This window comes from Paratractidigestivibacter sp., assembly GCF_052362415.1.
Lineage (GTDB): Bacteria > Actinomycetota > Coriobacteriia > Coriobacteriales > Atopobiaceae > Paratractidigestivibacter.
On the sequence record NZ_DAWEMK010000004.1, the window covers coordinates 19,686 to 35,935 of the forward strand.

Genomic DNA, 16,250 nt, shown 5'->3' on the forward strand with positions numbered 1-16,250 from the left:
TATAGGAAAGTAAGCCTGCGTGTAAAGTGTCTGTTGAAGTCGTGACAATACCTGCAAATTGTAAATCGCCGACGCCGAGGGCACGCCTTTAGGGTATGTGTACACGGTCCGCACCCAAGCGCCGGGAGGTCTATTTTGGTCGCCAACCTCTGTATGCTCGCCGCCATGACGGCTGCCGTCGTGCTCTGCTCGTTCGTCGCGAGCTTGATTCCGGGCCGCCCCGTGCCCGAGGTCGTCTTTTTCGTCGTGGCCGGCGTCGTTCTCGGCCCGGGCTGCCTGGGCGTCGTCCACGCCACCCCAGGGCTCGACCTGGTGGGTCGCCTCGGCATGGGCCTGCTCTTCCTCATGGCCGGCTACGAGCTCGACCTTCGCGAGCTCACGGGCTCCATGGGCCGCCACGCCGCGCTGTGCTGGGCGGTCTCGTTCGGCGCGGCGCTACTGCTTACGCCCGCGCTCGGGCTCGGGCTCGACCAGACGGGCGTGGCCGCGTTCTCCATCGCGCTGACCACCACGGCCTACGGCACCCTCGTGCCCATCATGCGCGACCGCGAGCTGGGCGGCACGAGCGTCGGAGAGGTCATCGAGTCCTACGGCGCCATGGGCGAGATCCTGCCCGTCGTGGCGATGTCTTTGCTCCTCTCCCCCAGCCGCAGCCTCGGCGCGAACGTCGCCGTGCTCGTCGGCTTCGTCGCGTTCTGCGTCTTCGTCGCCTCGCGCGGCCGCTGGGCGGCCGAGATGGGCTCGCGCCTCTCGCGCTTCCTGCACGAGAACGCCGAGAGCAGCTCGCAGCCCACGCTGCGCGCCGTCGTCGCCCTTCTTTGCGCGCTGCTCGCGATCGCGGCGGTGCTCGACCTCGACGCCGTGCTCGCCGCGTTCGCCGCAGGCTTCATCCTTCGCCACGTGGCGCCCGCCGAGCACGGCCACCTCCTCATGGACAAGGTCGAGGCGCTCGGCAACGGCCTGTTTGTCCCGGTCTTCTTTGTGTACTCCGGCATCGGCATCGAGCTCGCCGCCGTCGGCGAGCGGCCCGGCCTGCTCGTCGGGTTCGTGGCGCTTCTGCTGCTCATCCGCGCGTTGCCGCTGCTGGCCTCGCTCGCCCTCGCTCCCGAGACGCGCACCATGCCGCTCGGCGAGAAGATCTCGGCGTCGCTGTACTGCACAATGGCGCTGCCGCTTATCGTGGCCCTCACTGAGGCGGCGGCCGCCTGCGGCGCCATGGACGAGCAGATGGCGAGCGTGCTCGTGTGCGCGGGCGCCCTCACCGTACTCGTGATCCCCATAATCACGAGCCTCTCCGTCCGCGCCGTCGCGGCGCACCCCGTCGACGCCGTCCACGAGGTCATGGAGCACCCCCACGACCTGCGCGAGATCGTCCACGAGCACCACGTCCACGCGCACGAGGTCGCCGAGGAGCTGCGCGAGGAGCGCCGCCACCTCCACGAGGAGGGCGTGCATCTGAGCTCCGCGGACTTCTTGGCAAGAAGGGCGGAGCTTCGCCGCAGGCACCGGCGCCAGTAGGCCGAGAGAGGGGCAGGCGGGGTCTCGGCGGGACGCGAAGGCTGAGCGCCAGCGATTTCTTAGCCGCGAGCTAATTGCCGCCCCCAAATACGCTTCGCAACGACTTGCAGCGCAATCCAACAAATCCGCAGGTAGAAATAGTCGCTTTCGTCAAATTACGGAACAGCACGAAACGCTTTCAAACGCTCCGTTCGGGATTATTCATACCGGGATTTGCACCGGCCCACACCCCCAAACAGAAAGGTCGCCCGGACAAACGGGGCCCGAGCCACCCAGCAAGATTTGCTCTCCCCACAGCTTCCCGGCAACGGGCGCGACCAGGGTGTAGCTCGAACTCGCAGCGCTTGGCGTCCGATGCCGCCTTCAGCTCCTCGATCTACTTGGCCAGCACCTCGGCCGACTCCACGGTCTTGGCTGCCTCTGCGATCTGGGCCTCCTGCTCGGCGAGCGCCGCGCGGGTCTCCTCGTCGTCGGGCGCGCCTACTTACCCGGACGCTTTCGACTCCTGCTGCTCGTCTTTGGCCTGCGGGTCGCCTTGCTACCCCTGCTGCTCTTCGCCCTACGCCTACGCACCATCCTGCCTACCATCCATGGGGACCGCTTTCCATATCCGGTAGGCAAAGAAAAAGCCTGCTCCCGATTTCACGTCGGGAACAGGCTATTGGTGCGTCACAAATGGAAGCGACGATGGGGCTTGGGGTTGATATCGTTAAATGGCTATTTAGAAGAACAGTGCGAAGCGGTTGCCAATCACGAAAAAGGTTTCGCTGTCGAACTTTCCACGCTATGCGGTTTAGTGAAAGAGAAAGCGGATTACAATGAGGCTGACTTTGATACCTACGTTTCAACAGAGTCTCTGCTCCCTGGCAAGAAGGGTAGGCAGGCACCGTCGTCCCTGCCCCAAACCGGAAAAGTTACGGTCTACAAGGCCGGGGACATTCTGGTTTCGAACATTCGCCCATACTTTAAAAAAATTTGGTATGCAGACCGAACTGGAACCTGCTCGGGTGATGTCCTAGTGTTTAGAGCCAAGCAGCCGGAGCAGTCCGGTTACCTCTATTCATGCATGCGCAGCGATGCTTTCTTCGATTACGTCATGAAGGGCGCAAAGGGCACAAAGATGCCAAGAGGGGACAAAAAGCAGATGCTCACTTATAAAGTTGCGAGTAATCCAAGTGGAGCAACCGTTGATTTTATTGAATCAGCGCTTAGCCAAGCATCAAGCTCAAGTAAAGAGAACCATCGTCTTGCCGCTCTTCGTGACAATCTCCTCCCTAAATTAATGTCAGGAGAAATCGACGTCTCGAAGGTCGATCTCAAGCAGCTAAATAGCCATTTAGGTGAGAAAAGTATCGACGATATCCTTCGGTGTACTTACCAGTCTCATCTGCCTTTTAATTTTTCCGCGTATCTTACGGGTAGAAAGTTCTTGGTATGCCGCAGAGAGGACGTTTTGGGCTGCAAACAGCGCTTCCCTACATTCCTCTTCATGCACATCGGCACATGCCTCTTCCAGCGTTAAGCGATGCTCTCGAGTCATATCGAGCATATCGTTTACCAGAATCTGATATTGGTACATCTTGAATAGCAACTTCTGGTAGGCGTCTAAAAAACGGCAGATTGCCAGGCCCGATTTTCCCTTAAAAATATAACGAGCCTCTGATGCCTGCGATTTCATTTCATCAAGCTTGAGGTGAAGCTTTAGCTGCCATTCGCCGTCCAGGACATTAGAAATTGCAGGGCCGATTTCTTGCAGTGAGGTTGTATTCGTTAGCCATGAGAAACGCAGACTATTTGCAAATTGCACTTTGTCGCTCGGCTTCAAATGCTTCGCGTTCTCGCTGTAGACATCCATTAGTTTTTCGGTTGCAAGCCATAGATTCAAACGGCGAGAAAAGAGGGCCTGCCTGTTAGACTGTCGCATCTGCAAGAACGATATAGCCAATGCAGAAATAGCTGCAAACGCAGAGGCGCAAGTAGCAATAGTCGTCCAATTTGAATCCACGAATGTCTCCTTGCCCTTAAGCTGGTGAAGTCAAAACCTAGACTGCTGAAATTATCAGATTTTGTCAGCGGTTAGGAAGCATATGGAAATCATCATCAATTCGGTTCTTGCAGAGATGCAGCCAATCTTAAAAGCGAGCCAGTTGAAGCGGCTTAAAGATGCATTAGATCGCGCGTTTGAGCCCAAGCAGAATGAAACAAATGAAACGCTGTTACGGACATTCCTGACGGCCAAGGAGGTCGAAGGGTGTTCGTCTAAGACCCTTCAATATTACGATGACACGCTCGTGCGTGCATTGGCGATGATAGGCAAACCCATTGGCGCAATCGAAAGCGATGACTTGCGGCGATATCTCAACGACTACGAAACCACGCGTCATACTAGCAAGGTCACGATCGACAATATTCGTCGTATTATGTCCAGTTTCTTTTCCTGGTTGGAAGACGAAGACTACATCGTCAAGAGCCCTGTTCGACGGATTCATCGAGTTAAGACGGCTCAACTCGCTAAGGAAACGCTAAGCGACGAAGAGTTGGAAACCTTACGTGATGCCTGTGAAAACGAACGGGACTTGGCGGTTGTAGATCTACTTGCCTCTACCGGCATGCGTATTGGCGAACTCGTACGGCTTGATATTGCCGATGTTGATCTACAAGAGCGTGAGTGCATCGTTACTGGCAAGGGCGACAAGCAGCGTCCAGTTTATTTTGATGCCCGGGCGAAGTTGCGCCTGATGGAGTATCTGGGGACTCGCAGCGACGACAGCTCCGCATTATTTGTTTCGCTTGATTCCACAGCAAGGCGCGTCACGGTGGGTGGTATGGAATTGCGGCTACGGAATCTAGGCAAGAAGGCTGGCGTCTCGCGCGTGTATCCGCATAAATTCCGGCGGACGCTGGCGACCCATGCCATTGATAAGGGAATGCCCATCGAGCAGGTGCAAAGGCTGCTAGGCCATGCGAAAATAGATACCACCATGCACTACGCCATGGTGAATCAAAACAACGTGAAGGCTTCTCATAGGAAGTATTTGGAATGATTACATTATCTGAGGTCGCTGACATACAGACAGGCCCGTTCGGTAGCCAGCTTCACAAGGAGGATTATGTAGCGGAGGGCACGCCAATTGTCACAGTCGAGCATCTTGGCGGTCGGTTCTTCACTAGGCAGAATCTCCCGTTTGTGGATGACGACGATGCCGAACGGTTGAAGAAGTATCGAATGAAGCAGGGCGATATTATCTATAGTCGCGTTGGGTCCGTTGATAGATGTTCTTATGCTGAAGAGGAAAATGAGGGCTGGTTGTTTTCTGGCCGTTGTCTTCGCGTGCGGCCTAAGTGTGAAATCAATTCAGAGTTCCTTTATTACTACTTATCTTCTAAAGAAGTGAAACGATTTGTTGAGGGTATTGCGGTGGGCGCGACGATGCCGTCGATCAACACTGCGCTCATGGGGGAAATACCTATACCAGATTTGCCGGCACATCAACAGGCCTTTATTGCGGCGGTAATGACCCCTATCGATCGTAAAATCGCCATAAACGCTAAGATAAATGGCTATTTAGAAGAGTTACTGCTCGCTAAATATGATGATCTCTTTCCTGAATCGGGCCCATATGATGGCACCTTGGCTGACATTGGCGAGGTTGTCGGTGGGGCAACTCCATCTAAGAAAAGGCCAGAGTATTATTGCCAAGATGGCATCGGCTGGGTTACTCCCCGCGACCTATCTAATGCGAATGACAAGTTCCTATCACGCGGTGCGGATGACATAACCGAGGAAGGATATAACTCCTGCAGCGCAAAACTGATGCCCAAAGGCAGCGTTCTATTCAGCTCTCGCGCGCCCATTGGCTATGTCGCCATTGCCGCTAATGAGGTTGCGACGAATCAGGGCTTCAAGTCCGTGGTGCCGAATAAATCAATCGGTACGGCATTCACCTACTGCTTTTTGGTCCGAAATAAACAGAGGATCGCAGACATGGGCGCCGGAACAACGTTTCCTGAGGTATCGAGCAAAATAATGAAATCCGTTAAATTGACTATTCCTCGCCCCGGAGAATGTAAGGCATTCAGCGCATTTGCAAACCCGTTGCTATATCAACAGTATTTGTTGGAGACAGAAGGTAATAAGCTGGCTGCTCTTCGCGACACCCTTCTTCCTAAGCTCATGTCCGGCGAAATCGACGTCTCGAAGGTCGATCTCAAGCAGCTAAATAGCCATTTATCCGATTGTTGATAAGAGGGCGTTCGAATGTTGCATCAAGGATGCTGACGATGCGCCGCTGATCATCAATGGAAGGAATTTCTATTTCAATTCGAGCCAAATCATCCGGATGAACGCGGAAGACTTTCATTCCCTTAACGTACTGTCTGAGCAGTTTCTTAAAACGAGCAGACTGAAACAGCCAGTTTAGGTAGGAGGGAAGCACGAGGTCTGGACGGTTCACGCGCACAATAGTCGTCTCAGTGCCGGCAACCGCCGGCAGTTCCTTGGGATTGTTGAACAAGAAAGCGTGACCTAAATCCTCGACCGTTTCCGAGGTCAAGACGTACACGATGTCCTGGTCGCATAGCAACTGACTTTCCCGGATAGGCTCACTGCCAGCAATATATGGAATGGGCTTCTGCGGATTATCTACGTCGATACGGACATCGAACCCTTTGTAAAGGTCTCCGTAGTGAATGTAGAGAAAGTCTCCTTGGTCAAGCATTCGCGCACGGGGGACGCTCGCTCCGCGAGAAAACGAGCAGATCTCGCCTAAGACGACCTTACATCCCATACCCAATCGCCTCCAGGTTCTTCTTGATCTGCTCCTGTAGACGGTTGGACTCTTCGAAACACTTGCCAAGCTCGCTAGTCAAGCGTGCCATTTTCTCGTCGAAAGGCTCGTCGTCACCCTCGGGGTCGGCAATGCCTACATAACGGCCAGGCGTTAGGATGAAATCCTGCTTGGCGATATCATCAATCGTCGCAGCCTTGGAGAAGCCCTTCTCCTCCTCGAGCTCGCCGTCGCGGAAGGCATCGAATGCCTTCGAGACCTTAGCTATGTCCTCACCCGTGAACTCGCGGAGCTTGCGGCTTACCATCGTGCCCATTTCGCGAGCGTCGATGAAGAGAGTCTTACCTGTTTGTTTCTTCGCCTTAGAGATAATCCACAGACTCACGGGGATACCCGTGCTGTAGAACAGCTTGTCGGGCATAGCTACAATGCCTTCAACCAGGTCAGCTTCCACGAGTGCACGACGGATGTCGCCTTCGGTGCCCGTCTGACTGGAGAGTGAACCGTTCGCCAGCACCATGCCCATGCGGCCCGTAGCATTCAGGTGGTGCACCATGTGCTGCACCCAGGCGAAGTTGGCGTTACCCTCGGGCGGGATGCCGTAATCCCAGCGCGGATCATCCTTGAGTTTGTCGCCTCCCCAGTCCTTCAGGTTGAACGGCGGGTTTGCAAGGATGAAGTCGAAGCGCTCGTTCTTGTGCACGTCGTTGAAGAAGGTGTCGGCGTTGTAGGGACCCAGATCGGCGTCAATGCCGCGGATGGCCAAGTTCATGGTAGCCATCTTCCAGGTGGTGGGGTTACTCTCCTGGCCAAAGATGGACAGGTCGTTGATATTGCCGGAGTGACGGCGCACGAACTCGGCGGACTGCACGAACATACCACCTGAGCCGCAGCAGGGGTCGTAAACACGTCCGTGGTAGGGCTCGATGATCTCGACCAGCGTTCGCACGATACAGGCGGGAGTATAGAACTCGCCGGCGTTCTTGCCTTCAGCCTCGGCGAACTTGGCCAGGCAGTACTCGTAGGTACGTCCAAGGATGTCGCGGGTGTCGCCCTTCTCGGCCATCTGGACGTTGGTAAACAAATCCACCACCTCGCCCAAGCGGCGCTTGTCGAGTTCCTGACGGGCGAAGTTCTTGGGCAGGATGTTCTTCAGTTTGTCGTTTTCGGCCTCGATCTGGCGCATCGCCTCATCGATGACCTTGCCTATCTCAGGTGTATGCGCAGCGGCGGCCACCGTGTCCCAGCGCGCCTCTTTGGGGACGAAGAAGATACTCTCGGCGGTGTACTCGTCGCGGTCCTCCTCGAAGCCCTCGCCCTCGGCCACCAGCTCCTCATGCTTCTGCTCGAACTTGTCCGAGATGTACTTCAGGAAGATGAGCCCTAGCACAACGTTCTTATACTCGGAGGCATCGATATTGCCGCGAAGCTTATCGGCGGCTTTCCAAATCTGCTCCTCGAAACCTATCTCGGCGGTGTTGTCCGTTTTTTTTGCCATATGGGTTCCTTACTCGTAGATCTTTGTGTCGGCCCAAAGCTCGCACTGAGCCATGACGGTCTCCGTTGCGTCGGCGACCCCTTCAGGCGGGTACTTGTACTTGCGCAGCAGGCGTTTGATGGCGCGACGCATACCGGCTCGGGCACTTTCCTTTTTCTGCCAGTCAATGGTGGCGTTCCTTCGCATAGCCTCAGTCAGCTCGCGGCTGATGGCCACCAGTTGATCGTTGTCGTAGAAGTCCTTTACCGCCTGAGGCTTGGTTATGGCGTCGTAGAATGCCATCTCCTCGTTGGAGAGCCCGAGCTTCGCGGCCTCGTCGCGATCGGCCATCATCTCTTTGGCCATCTTGACGAGCTCCTCGATGACTTCGGCATTACTGAGCATGCCGTTCAGATAGGCGTTGAGCGTCCCTTGCAAGAGCTCGCTGAACTTACGCGCCTTCACCACGCTCGTGCGCTGATAGGCGCGCACGTGCTCCTTGACGAGCCTCTTTAGCGCTTCAACTGCTACGTTCTTCTCCTTCATGGCGGCGACTTCCGCGAGGAAGCTCTCGTCGAACAGCGATATCTCGACGCTCTTCTCGTCGAACAGGTCGATGACGCCTTCGGCGTGAACGGTTTGTTCCAGGATCGCGGTCACGCGCTTGTTGAACTCGGCGTAGGTCATTCCACCGCCGCCCGCGCCTTTGCGCCCGGTGAGCCTCAGTACCTGCACGCGCAGGACAGAGAGATATGCCGCCTCGTGCTGGTCTTCCTCTGACACGAGACTCTTGCACAAGGAGAGCGCCTGGTTCATGAGCTGGCACTGCTTGAGGAAGTCCTCCATGTCGTCCGAACGCTCGGGCGCGAGCAGCCAGTCGGTCCCTTCGGCGATGGCGTCGGCCAATCTTCCACGGTTGCCGCTGAAGATGTCTTCGTGGTAGTCGAAGCCATACAGCAGGTCACGGCAGACGTCCAGCTTCTCCAGGAACTTTGGGTAGGCGGTGGCCGCGACGTCCATGTTGCCGTAGTTGCTCTGGTCGCGGTTGGTGTAGTCCTTCATGGCCTGCTTCAGGGCGCGCGCGATTCCGATGTAGTCGACCACCAGGCCGCCCTCTTTGCCCTTGCACACGCGGTTGACGCGGGCAATGGCCTGCATCAGGTTATAGCCCTTCATGGGCTTGAAAACGTACATGGTCGAAAGACTCGGGACGTCGAAACCCGTGAGCCACATGTCCACGACGATGGCGATCTTCAGCGAGTCGGAGTCATCCTTGAAGCGGCGCTCCATCTCTTTTTTGTGAGTCTTGCCGCCGCAAACCTCGAACCATTCCTCAGGGTCCTGGTTCGACATGGTCATCACAACGCCCAACGTGTCTTTCCATTCGGGGCGCAGCTCGAGCAGCCTGTAGTAGATCTTCATCGCCATGGGACGGCTGTACGCAACGATGAGGGCCTTGCCGGCCAGTACGTCGGCGCGGTAGTTCTCGTAGTGATTCACGATGTCGCGGCATAGCGCGTCGACCGTCTCGGGAGCGCCGAAGATGGCGTCGAGCCCGCCGGTATCGCGCTTGGCCTTCTCGACGCTGGCCTCGTCAGCCTGCGCAGCAAATTCGGCATATGTCGCATCGAGCTGTGCCAGGGTGCCTTCGTCGAGCTTGAGCGCAACAACGCGGCTTTCATAATAAACAGGCTTTGTCGACTCGTCCTCCACCGACTGCGTCATGTCGTAGACGTCGATGTAATCGCCGAAGATTTCTCGGGTGTTGCGGTCTTCCAAAGCGATAGGCGTGCCAGTGAAACCGATATATGAGGCGTTGGGGAGGGCCTTGCGCACCACGCGCGCCGCACCCACCGACACCTTACCGTGCTCGTCCATCTTCTCAATCATGCCGTACTGACCGCGATGCGCCTCGTCCACCATTACCACGACGTTGCTTCGGTCGCATAGCGGCTCGTCGCCGTCGGTGAACTTCTGCATGGTGGTGAAGATGATGCCGTTCGCCTCGCGGCCTACGAGCAGCTCCTTGAGGTTCTCGCGGCTCATAGCCTGAATGGGAGACTGGCGCAGGAAGTCCTTGCAGCGTCCGAACTGGCCAAATAGCTGATCATCCAGGTCGTTGCGGTCGGTTATCACCACGATGGTAGGGCAATTCAGCCGCTCTTGCAGAAGGTGCGCGAAGAACACCATGGAAAGGGACTTTCCCGACCCTTGCGTGTGCCAGAAAACGCCGATCTTGCCGTCACCATCCACGGCTTCAACTGCGCGGTCGATGGCCTTGGCCACGCCGAAGTACTGGTGGTAGGCGGCAAGGATCTTTGTGACTTTCTCGCCAGAGTCATTGAAGCACACGAAATTTTTGATGATGTCCAGAAGGCGAGCCTTGGGCATCATGCCATCGATCATAGTCTTCCAGGTTGCCGTTTTAGTTTCAGAGTAGTCCCCGTCGACCGACTTCCAAGCTACGTAGCGGTCCTCGTCGGCGGTAATGGTTCCCACGCGCGTCTCGGCCATGTCGCTCATAACGCAGAAGACGTTGGGGACGAACATGCTGGGAATGTGGCGCATGTAGTTTCTCAGCTGCAGATAGGCGTCCGAGGCGTCGGTTTCCTCGCGTGAGGGGCTCTTTAACTCGAAGAGCACGAGGGGCATGCCGTTGACGAAACAGACAACGTCGGGACGCTTCTCCGAGTACTCGACGAAGGTCCATTGGTTCACGACGTGGAATGTATTGTTTTCTGGCTTGTCGAAATCGAGTAGGCGAACAATGTCGTCGCGCTCCTCCATCCCGTCGAAGTAGCGAACCTCGACCCCTGACTGTAGATAGTCGGTGAAGGTCTCGTTGCGCTGCCCGAGGCCGCCGCCTTCGATGTCGGAAAGCTTGAGGATTGCCTCCTGGATGGCGGCATTGGGAAGCCTCTTGTTAATACGGCTGAGTGAGGCTTGAAGGATGCCAGGGAGGAATACGTCACGGTACTCGCTGGTGGTTCGGGCGACATCGGGACCGTGGAGGAACTCGTAACCGTGCTTCTCAACGAGCCGCTCAATGAGAGCTTGCTCGTAGAAGTCTTCGTCGATTCTCATGACCGAGTGTTCATAAACGCCCATCCGTGCGACCTTTCCAACAATACGAAGCATGCCTGGGGGGCATTGCAGTACAGACTGAAAAAGCCTCACCAAATCAGACACAAAATCACAGGTGAGAGTATATCAAGCTACGGCACGGCCATATTACAGCGCCATGCAGAAAACGTCGAAGGACACGCTTTTTCGCCTTCTCCGGCGACAGTATTTTGTTTTATCTGCCGCCCACCCCCGCACGGCCAGCCACGGCCGTCGCTGCCGAATCCGAGCCGCACCGCCCGCGCTACGCCCCGCGCGTCTCAGCCGGGGCGGCAGGCGGCGGCCCGGGAGCGCCATGGCCATGCGGGGCGGGCCGCTGTCCGACCCCCGCGCGATTCCCCAGCCGTCTGGCGGCGGCTCGCTTCGCGCCGTGCCCGAGAGCAGCTGTCAAAAGCGCGAGACCCTGGGCCGAAGCTTACTCCCTCAGCAGCCCGAGCTCGCCCAGCCAGTCGACGAAGGCGGCGATAATCCGCTCGGTTCGCCCCTCGATGTCCGTCTCGCTGAAGTCGCCGCGACGGGAGATCTCCACCAGCTCGCGAACGGCGGTGCCGGGCACCTCAGCGCCCTTGTCGTTCGTATAGCCCTCGTAGTACTTGCGCTTATCGGCGAGCTGGTAGTCGGCCGCGCGGATGTTCACGCGCTTCTCCAGCATCGCCTTGTTGCCTAAGGCCTCCAGGTTCGAGCGGTCTGTAAGCGGGTGCACCTCGTTGCGCTTGCGCGCGTAGATGTGCTCGATTTCGAGCGTCGTGTCCAGGTCCATGAGGGGCTGCTCGGGGTCGGAGTAGGCCCACCACACGAGCATCGAGCGCGTGAAGCGGCGCTGATTGGTGAACTGGTAGCTGCGGAAGCGCCCCGTGATGGTCTCGCGGTCGAACAGGTGGCCCGAGAAGTCCGCGTCGCGGCCGTTGACGATGTCGATGAGCGCGGGGTAGACGGGGCCGCGCAGAGCGTTCACGCCGGGGCGCTCGAGCGAGTAGGCGTAGATAAAGCCCGTGATGTAGCGGAGGAACCCGTAGAGCTCGGCGTCGTCGAGGCTCCCGTCCTCGTCGCGCCTCGCGAGGAACCACGTGCTCAGGAGGTACGCCCACATGCCGTTGGGCGCGTAGCTGAGCACGAATAGGCGCCTCAGCACCCGCTCGGAGAACCCCTCCTGCGCGTCCACGCGACGCCAGAAATCGAGAAGGGCCTCCAGGTCATCGAGCGTGGCGTCTTGTTTAAGGATTTCGTAGCCGCCCTCGCTGTAGAAGTCGCGCAGGCTCTTGGTCGTAGTGTCGCGGATACCCTTCTTCGCGCGGCGGTAGTACATGTAGCGGGTGAACAGCTCGTCCAGGGGCGTGCCAGATGTCGGCTTAAAGATGAGGTTGGCCGTCTCCTCCAGCCGCTTCCAGCGGGCGACGAACTCGCCCTTCCTGCCCTCGGCCGAGAAGTGCTTGTAGAACTGGCTCTTGAAGATGTCAGCGTCGGCCAGTGGCAGCCCGCGGTCGTTGAGCGTCGAGAAGATCCGGAGAGCGGTGTCCTGCGACTCCGCCTCGATGGGCAGAAGGATCACGTTGTTGAGGATGCACGCGGCGAGAAGGGCTATGTAGGTCGGCCACTCGCTCGCCATGTCGGCTATCTTCCTCGCGAAAAAGGCGTAGTTCCTCGCGTAGGCGCTCCTGGCGCCCGCCTCTACCGAGCCGTGGCGGAGGATGTCGAGGAACTCGCCCTTGTCGGCGTCGCTTGCCACCTCGGAGTCGATCTTTAAGGCGCCCATGTCGGGCTCGTCGAACTCGTCGGTCTTCCACACGCAGCCCGCGATGGACTCGCGCACCTTCACCGACTGCTTGTCCTTCATGTTCGCGAACTTGTCGTAGAAGGCGCGGAGCAGAAGCATGATGGTCGTGAGCCTCTGCTGACCGTCGATGATCTCGAGCTGGCCGGCGTCGTTCTTGAAGGTGACGATGGGCCCGAGGAAGTACTCGTCGGCCGAACTGTCGAAGGCGTCGCAGTCGTCGTTGGGGAACGCGAAGGAGAACAGGTCGTCCCACAGCGTCGCGCACTCGTCCTCGCCCCAGGCATAGGGGCGCTAGTAGTCGGGGATGAGGAAGTCAGAGTGTTTGTCGGTCAGAAGCAGCCTGATCGTCTTCTGATCGATGTTGAGCTTGGACATGTGAAAACCTCCGTGCAGGCGGATCAATCCTTGTAGCTCGGATTATTTTACACGGGGAAAGAGAAACACTTAGCCAACGGCATGGCAAGAGCGAAGGGCACAGAAGGCAACGAGAAGGACTATTTTTTTCCACCACTCGTCAGCAGCATCATCGGCGATGGTCACGACCGTCATGACAAGAGAGTCCCTGACTGCAATCTGAACGTCGCCCAGTCGAAAACGAAAACGGAGCCATCGCACGCGAGATAAGCTCTGAAAGTAACTCTTACACGCAAGGAGGATTCATGGTGGAAAGCGGGTACTCCCAGTTCACTCCCCCGGCACCCGACGTCGCTCGCTGGCCCGCCCAATCTCTTGCAGTGTAGCTTGCGGCTTAAATCTATCCAAGGCCCCACGGGCTTGTTCTCGGCCTACGCAGTCACAATCTCTCGAATCCGCGTGGACGGCCTTCCGGGCTGTGGGGCAATCGCAAGGCGCTCCTCGATGCTTTCCTTTGCGACCATACGCGTGGAGCCGACCTTCCACGAGGCGAGCTGACCGGACGAGCACATCTGCGCGACGCGAGCGGTCGACACGCCAAGCGCCCTCGCGGCCTCGGCGGACGTCACTGCCGGGGCATCGGAAACGTCAACGTCGACCGCAACGGCAACGACCCATCCGTCCTCTCGTGGAGCGTGGCAAACGGAACCTCCGGGAAGGACGTAGCCGTGCAGCAGCGAGTCAAGAGCGGCCGCACGCAGCCAGTCGGCGGCCATGGCAACCGTCCCCTCGCGCGTCTCGCCCTCCGTACCGCCCTCCATGCCGAAGGGAATGGCGAGGTAGCCGCCCTCGTCTGCCACAATCTCGAACTCCCTGACGAATAGCATTGCGACCTCTCTCTTCTCCGCTTTAGCTACAGAAGGCCAGCTTGCCTGCGAATGATGTCCGCCATACGGTCTTTTATCTCGGCATGCCTTGGCACCATGACAGCACGGCCACCTCGCCTGAACTTGTCATGGTTGGCTGTCGAGCCGCTCTTGACCCTCACATAGCCAGCCCGCTCGAGTTCGCGAACCAAATCCCTACGCTTAGTCATCCACATTTCCTTCGCAGTAAATATTAGCCTTACTAATATTTTTTACAACACCAATTCCGTAGATACTTGCCGAACGAATTGTTGGCATGCTATCACCAATCAGTTGTAAATCATCTATATATGATATTTCTATCATCATTTCAGGCCGCTATAATAATCATTGTCTGATGATTATCTCGTTTTTTGCGATTGATTAGGAGCAGACCATGACGAGTGCCCTTTTAAATCTGAGGAAGCAGGCGGGGTTCAAGAACGCGAAGGACTTCGCCGCCGCCGAGGGCATCGCCGAGGCGACCTACGCCCGCTACGAGTCCAGCCCCGAGAAGATCCCCCTCAAGAGCGCCTGGCAGCTGGCCGACCGCTTCGGCGTGCCCATCGACGTCATCGTGGGCAGGCGGGCCGTCGACGTGGCGAGCTTGCGCGGCAGGGTACAGGAGGCCTATGAGGCCCTCTCCGATCGCTCGCGCGCCTCGCTCGACGACTACTTGGCCTTCCTCGCGCAGCGAGACGAGCGCGAGGCGAGGGAGCGCGAGGCGAGGGAGCGCCGCCGCTACGACGCCGTGTGCTACCGCCTGGAGCAGGTCTTCCTGGCCGGGCTCGAGGAGGATGACCCGAACCTATTCGCCTTCGGCACGGGCGAGCGCATGCGCGCCGCGTTCGAGGCATACGTCAACAGGAGGGCCGACGAGCTCCAGGAGCCCGACGTCCGCAGCACCTCGACAAAGCAGATCATGGCCGCCTACGACCGCGCCCACAGCACTTCCCGCAACGGCGACATGCTGGTCCGCAAAAGTCAGTAAATGACAATCTCGGCAGGGTCTTCGGACCTCGCTTTTCTTATGCGGGAGAGGGACAGAGGATCTCGGCTTCGCGCCTCCAGGCAACCTCGGACACGGTTTGCGCCAGATTCGTACCGTACAAGCCTCCAAAGTCCGAGCGTCAGCTAGGTACAGTCATCTACCCGCTGCTTCTCAACTTAGAATCCAGGCAATCGTTCATCCTTCATTAGCCGCCGGCTAAGAAACGCGCAAAAAACAGGCGCGTCAGCGGGCCGCGAGGTCGTACTTGGCGATGACGCGGCGGATAGCGCGGCCCCACGGAAGCCAGATCACGGCAAGAAACCCGGCGGTCGCGATGCCGTGGACGATGTCGAGCGGGGCGCCCGCGGCGTAGGCGGCGACCACGGCAGGCCAGGTGAGCGGCCGCACGAAGCCGAGCACGTAGTACCCGTTGAGGATCGCTCCGTACATGAGCGCGCTCACGAAGCCCCAGGCGTACAGCGCCCATGAATGTTCGAGCGCGCCGCGGTCGGAAAGGACGCCGCCGAGGTATCCGACGAGCCCCCATGCGTACATCTGCCAGGGCGTCCACGACCCCTGCCCAAAAAAGAAGTTCGACACGAGGGCGGCCACCGCGCCGACCACGAACCCCGAGCGGCGCCCGAGGGCGGCGCCTGCCACGATGGCGATGGCGCTCACGGGCTTGACGTCGGGGATCGGCGCGAAGAGCACGCGCCCGGCGGCGGCAGTCGCCGCGAGAACGGCGGTGGGCATGAGCTGCCGCAGCGGCGGCCGCGACGCCTCGAAGCTCGCAAAGAGGAGCCCGACCGCGAGCACGGCCACCGCAAGCGTAAGGCCGGCCGTCACGTCAAGGCCCGCTGCGGCGGTCGCCACCATGACCACAGGCACGGCAAGAAGCGCAGGCAGCTCGAGCGCGCGGAGCACGCGCGGCGCCGCCTGAACGAGAGCGCGCCTCATCGCGAGCCCTTCCCATAGAGCCACGACGCCGCGAAAAACTCCGCCGTGGTCTCGGTCGAGGTCAGGCAGCCGTCGAACAGAAGCGAGACGCGGTCGGCGACGGCCTCGACGAACGCCATGTCGTGCGTGGCAAGAAGGACCGTTGCGCCGGCGTCGCGGGCGGCGCCGACGGCGCGGACGACCCATGCGCGGGCAGCGTCGTCGAGCCCCTTGGTCGGCTCATCGAGGAGCAAAAGCTCCGGCTTGCAAAGCAGCAGCTTCTGCAGCGCGAGCATCTGCTGCTGGCCGCCGGAAAGGTCGTACGGATGGCGGTCGGCGGCCCCTGCAAGCCCGAGCTCCTCGAGCGCGGCGTCGACCTCCGCGG

12 protein-coding genes and 1 pseudogene are annotated in these 16,250 nt (G+C 58.7%); 4 read left to right on the forward strand and 9 right to left on the reverse strand.

Translation table 11 applies throughout. The annotated features are described in order from the left end of the window. The first annotated feature begins 135 nt into the window (after positions 1 to 135). Positions 136 to 1,518, forward strand: a complete 1,383-nt coding sequence (locus ACT84W_RS00985) for a cation:proton antiporter (RefSeq protein ID WP_444327906.1) — start codon at positions 136 to 138, stop codon at positions 1,516 to 1,518. 1,336 nt (positions 1,519 to 2,854) lie between these two features. Here the strand turns inward: ACT84W_RS00985 and ACT84W_RS00990 are convergent. Further along, entirely contained in the window at positions 2,855 to 3,523 is a 669-nt protein-coding gene (locus ACT84W_RS00990) for a hypothetical protein (protein WP_417575629.1), read from the reverse strand. Positions 3,524 to 3,605: 82 nt separating this feature from the next. On the opposite strand from ACT84W_RS00990, the gene xerA reads away from it, so the two are divergent. Both xerA and ACT84W_RS01000 read left to right on the forward strand, forming a co-directional pair. Beyond that, a complete protein-coding gene (gene xerA, locus ACT84W_RS00995; protein WP_417575630.1) occupies positions 3,606 to 4,562 on the forward strand; it encodes a site-specific tyrosine recombinase/integron integrase in 957 nt (318 codons plus the stop codon). Continuing rightward, complete coding sequence (locus ACT84W_RS01000; RefSeq protein ID WP_444327907.1) at positions 4,559 to 5,761, forward strand: restriction endonuclease subunit S; 1,203 nt, start codon at positions 4,559 to 4,561, stop codon at positions 5,759 to 5,761. Before xerA ends, ACT84W_RS01000 begins: the two co-directional genes overlap by 4 nt. Here the strand turns inward: ACT84W_RS01000 and ACT84W_RS01005 are convergent. The 6 genes and pseudogenes from ACT84W_RS01005 to ACT84W_RS01030 form a co-directional block, all read right to left on the reverse strand. Then, positions 5,727 to 6,305, reverse strand: coding sequence for a restriction endonuclease subunit S (locus ACT84W_RS01005; RefSeq protein ID WP_432290203.1), 579 nt, complete (start codon positions 6,303 to 6,305; stop codon positions 5,727 to 5,729). The genes ACT84W_RS01000 and ACT84W_RS01005 overlap by 35 nt on opposite strands. Next, positions 6,295 to 7,803, reverse strand: a complete 1,509-nt coding sequence (locus ACT84W_RS01010) for a type I restriction-modification system subunit M (protein WP_417575633.1) — start codon at positions 7,801 to 7,803, stop codon at positions 6,295 to 6,297. The genes ACT84W_RS01005 and ACT84W_RS01010 overlap by 11 nt, the downstream gene beginning before the upstream one ends. Positions 7,804 to 7,812: 9 nt before the next feature. Further along, positions 7,813 to 10,890, reverse strand: a complete 3,078-nt coding sequence (locus ACT84W_RS01015) for a type I restriction endonuclease subunit R (protein WP_417575634.1) — start codon at positions 10,888 to 10,890, stop codon at positions 7,813 to 7,815. A gap of 430 nt (positions 10,891 to 11,320) precedes the next feature. Further along, positions 11,321 to 12,958: pseudogene (locus tag ACT84W_RS01020) on the reverse strand (DUF262 domain-containing protein); the annotation flags it as partial. Positions 12,959 to 13,464: 506 nt separating this feature from the next. Beyond that, the gene (locus ACT84W_RS01025) at positions 13,465 to 13,920 is read right to left on the reverse strand and encodes a helix-turn-helix domain-containing protein (RefSeq protein ID WP_417575636.1); all 456 of its coding nucleotides are present in this window, start codon (positions 13,918 to 13,920) and stop codon (positions 13,465 to 13,467) included. 26 nt (positions 13,921 to 13,946) lie between these two features. Further along, the gene (locus ACT84W_RS01030) at positions 13,947 to 14,135 is read right to left on the reverse strand and encodes a type II toxin-antitoxin system HicA family toxin (RefSeq protein WP_418826255.1); all 189 of its coding nucleotides are present in this window, start codon (positions 14,133 to 14,135) and stop codon (positions 13,947 to 13,949) included. A 200-nt stretch (positions 14,136 to 14,335) separates the two neighbouring features. Between ACT84W_RS01030 and ACT84W_RS01035 the strand changes: the two genes are divergently transcribed. Beyond that, the gene (locus ACT84W_RS01035; RefSeq protein ID WP_444327908.1) at positions 14,336 to 14,929 is read left to right on the forward strand and encodes a helix-turn-helix domain-containing protein; all 594 of its coding nucleotides are present in this window, start codon (positions 14,336 to 14,338) and stop codon (positions 14,927 to 14,929) included. A gap of 243 nt (positions 14,930 to 15,172) precedes the next feature. Here the strand turns inward: ACT84W_RS01035 and ACT84W_RS01040 are convergent, their stop codons facing one another. Beyond that, positions 15,173 to 15,886 carry an ECF transporter S component gene (locus ACT84W_RS01040; RefSeq protein WP_444327909.1) on the reverse strand — a complete coding sequence of 238 codons (714 nt, stop codon included), beginning with the start codon at positions 15,884 to 15,886 and terminating at the stop codon, positions 15,173 to 15,175. Continuing rightward, positions 15,883 to 16,250 (reverse strand): ATP-binding cassette domain-containing protein (locus ACT84W_RS01045; protein ID WP_444327910.1); only part of this gene is annotated, 368 nt, incomplete at its 5' end. The genes ACT84W_RS01045 and ACT84W_RS01040, both read right to left, overlap by 4 nt.

Bases quoted from the DNA above. Each gene is read 5' to 3' on its own strand.
- xerA (WP_417575630.1), top strand. From the start codon at position 3,606: ATGGAAATCATCATCAATTCGGTTCTTGCAGAGATGCAGCCAATCTTA.
- ACT84W_RS01000 (WP_444327907.1), top strand. From the start codon at position 4,559: ATGATTACATTATCTGAGGTCGCTGACATACAGACAGGCCCGTTCGGT.
- ACT84W_RS01005 (WP_432290203.1), bottom strand. From the start codon at position 6,305: ATGGGATGTAAGGTCGTCTTAGGCGAGATCTGCTCGTTTTCTCGCGGA.
- ACT84W_RS01010 (WP_417575633.1), bottom strand. From the start codon at position 7,803: ATGGCAAAAAAAACGGACAACACCGCCGAGATAGGTTTCGAGGAGCAG.
- ACT84W_RS01015 (WP_417575634.1), bottom strand. From the start codon at position 10,890: ATGGGCGTTTATGAACACTCGGTCATGAGAATCGACGAAGACTTCTAC.
- ACT84W_RS01025 (WP_417575636.1), bottom strand. From the start codon at position 13,920: ATGCTATTCGTCAGGGAGTTCGAGATTGTGGCAGACGAGGGCGGCTAC.
- ACT84W_RS01030 (WP_418826255.1), bottom strand. From the start codon at position 14,135: ATGTGGATGACTAAGCGTAGGGATTTGGTTCGCGAACTCGAGCGGGCT.
- ACT84W_RS01035 (WP_444327908.1), top strand. From the start codon at position 14,336: ATGACGAGTGCCCTTTTAAATCTGAGGAAGCAGGCGGGGTTCAAGAAC.
- ACT84W_RS01040 (WP_444327909.1), bottom strand. From the start codon at position 15,886: ATGAGGCGCGCTCTCGTTCAGGCGGCGCCGCGCGTGCTCCGCGCGCTC.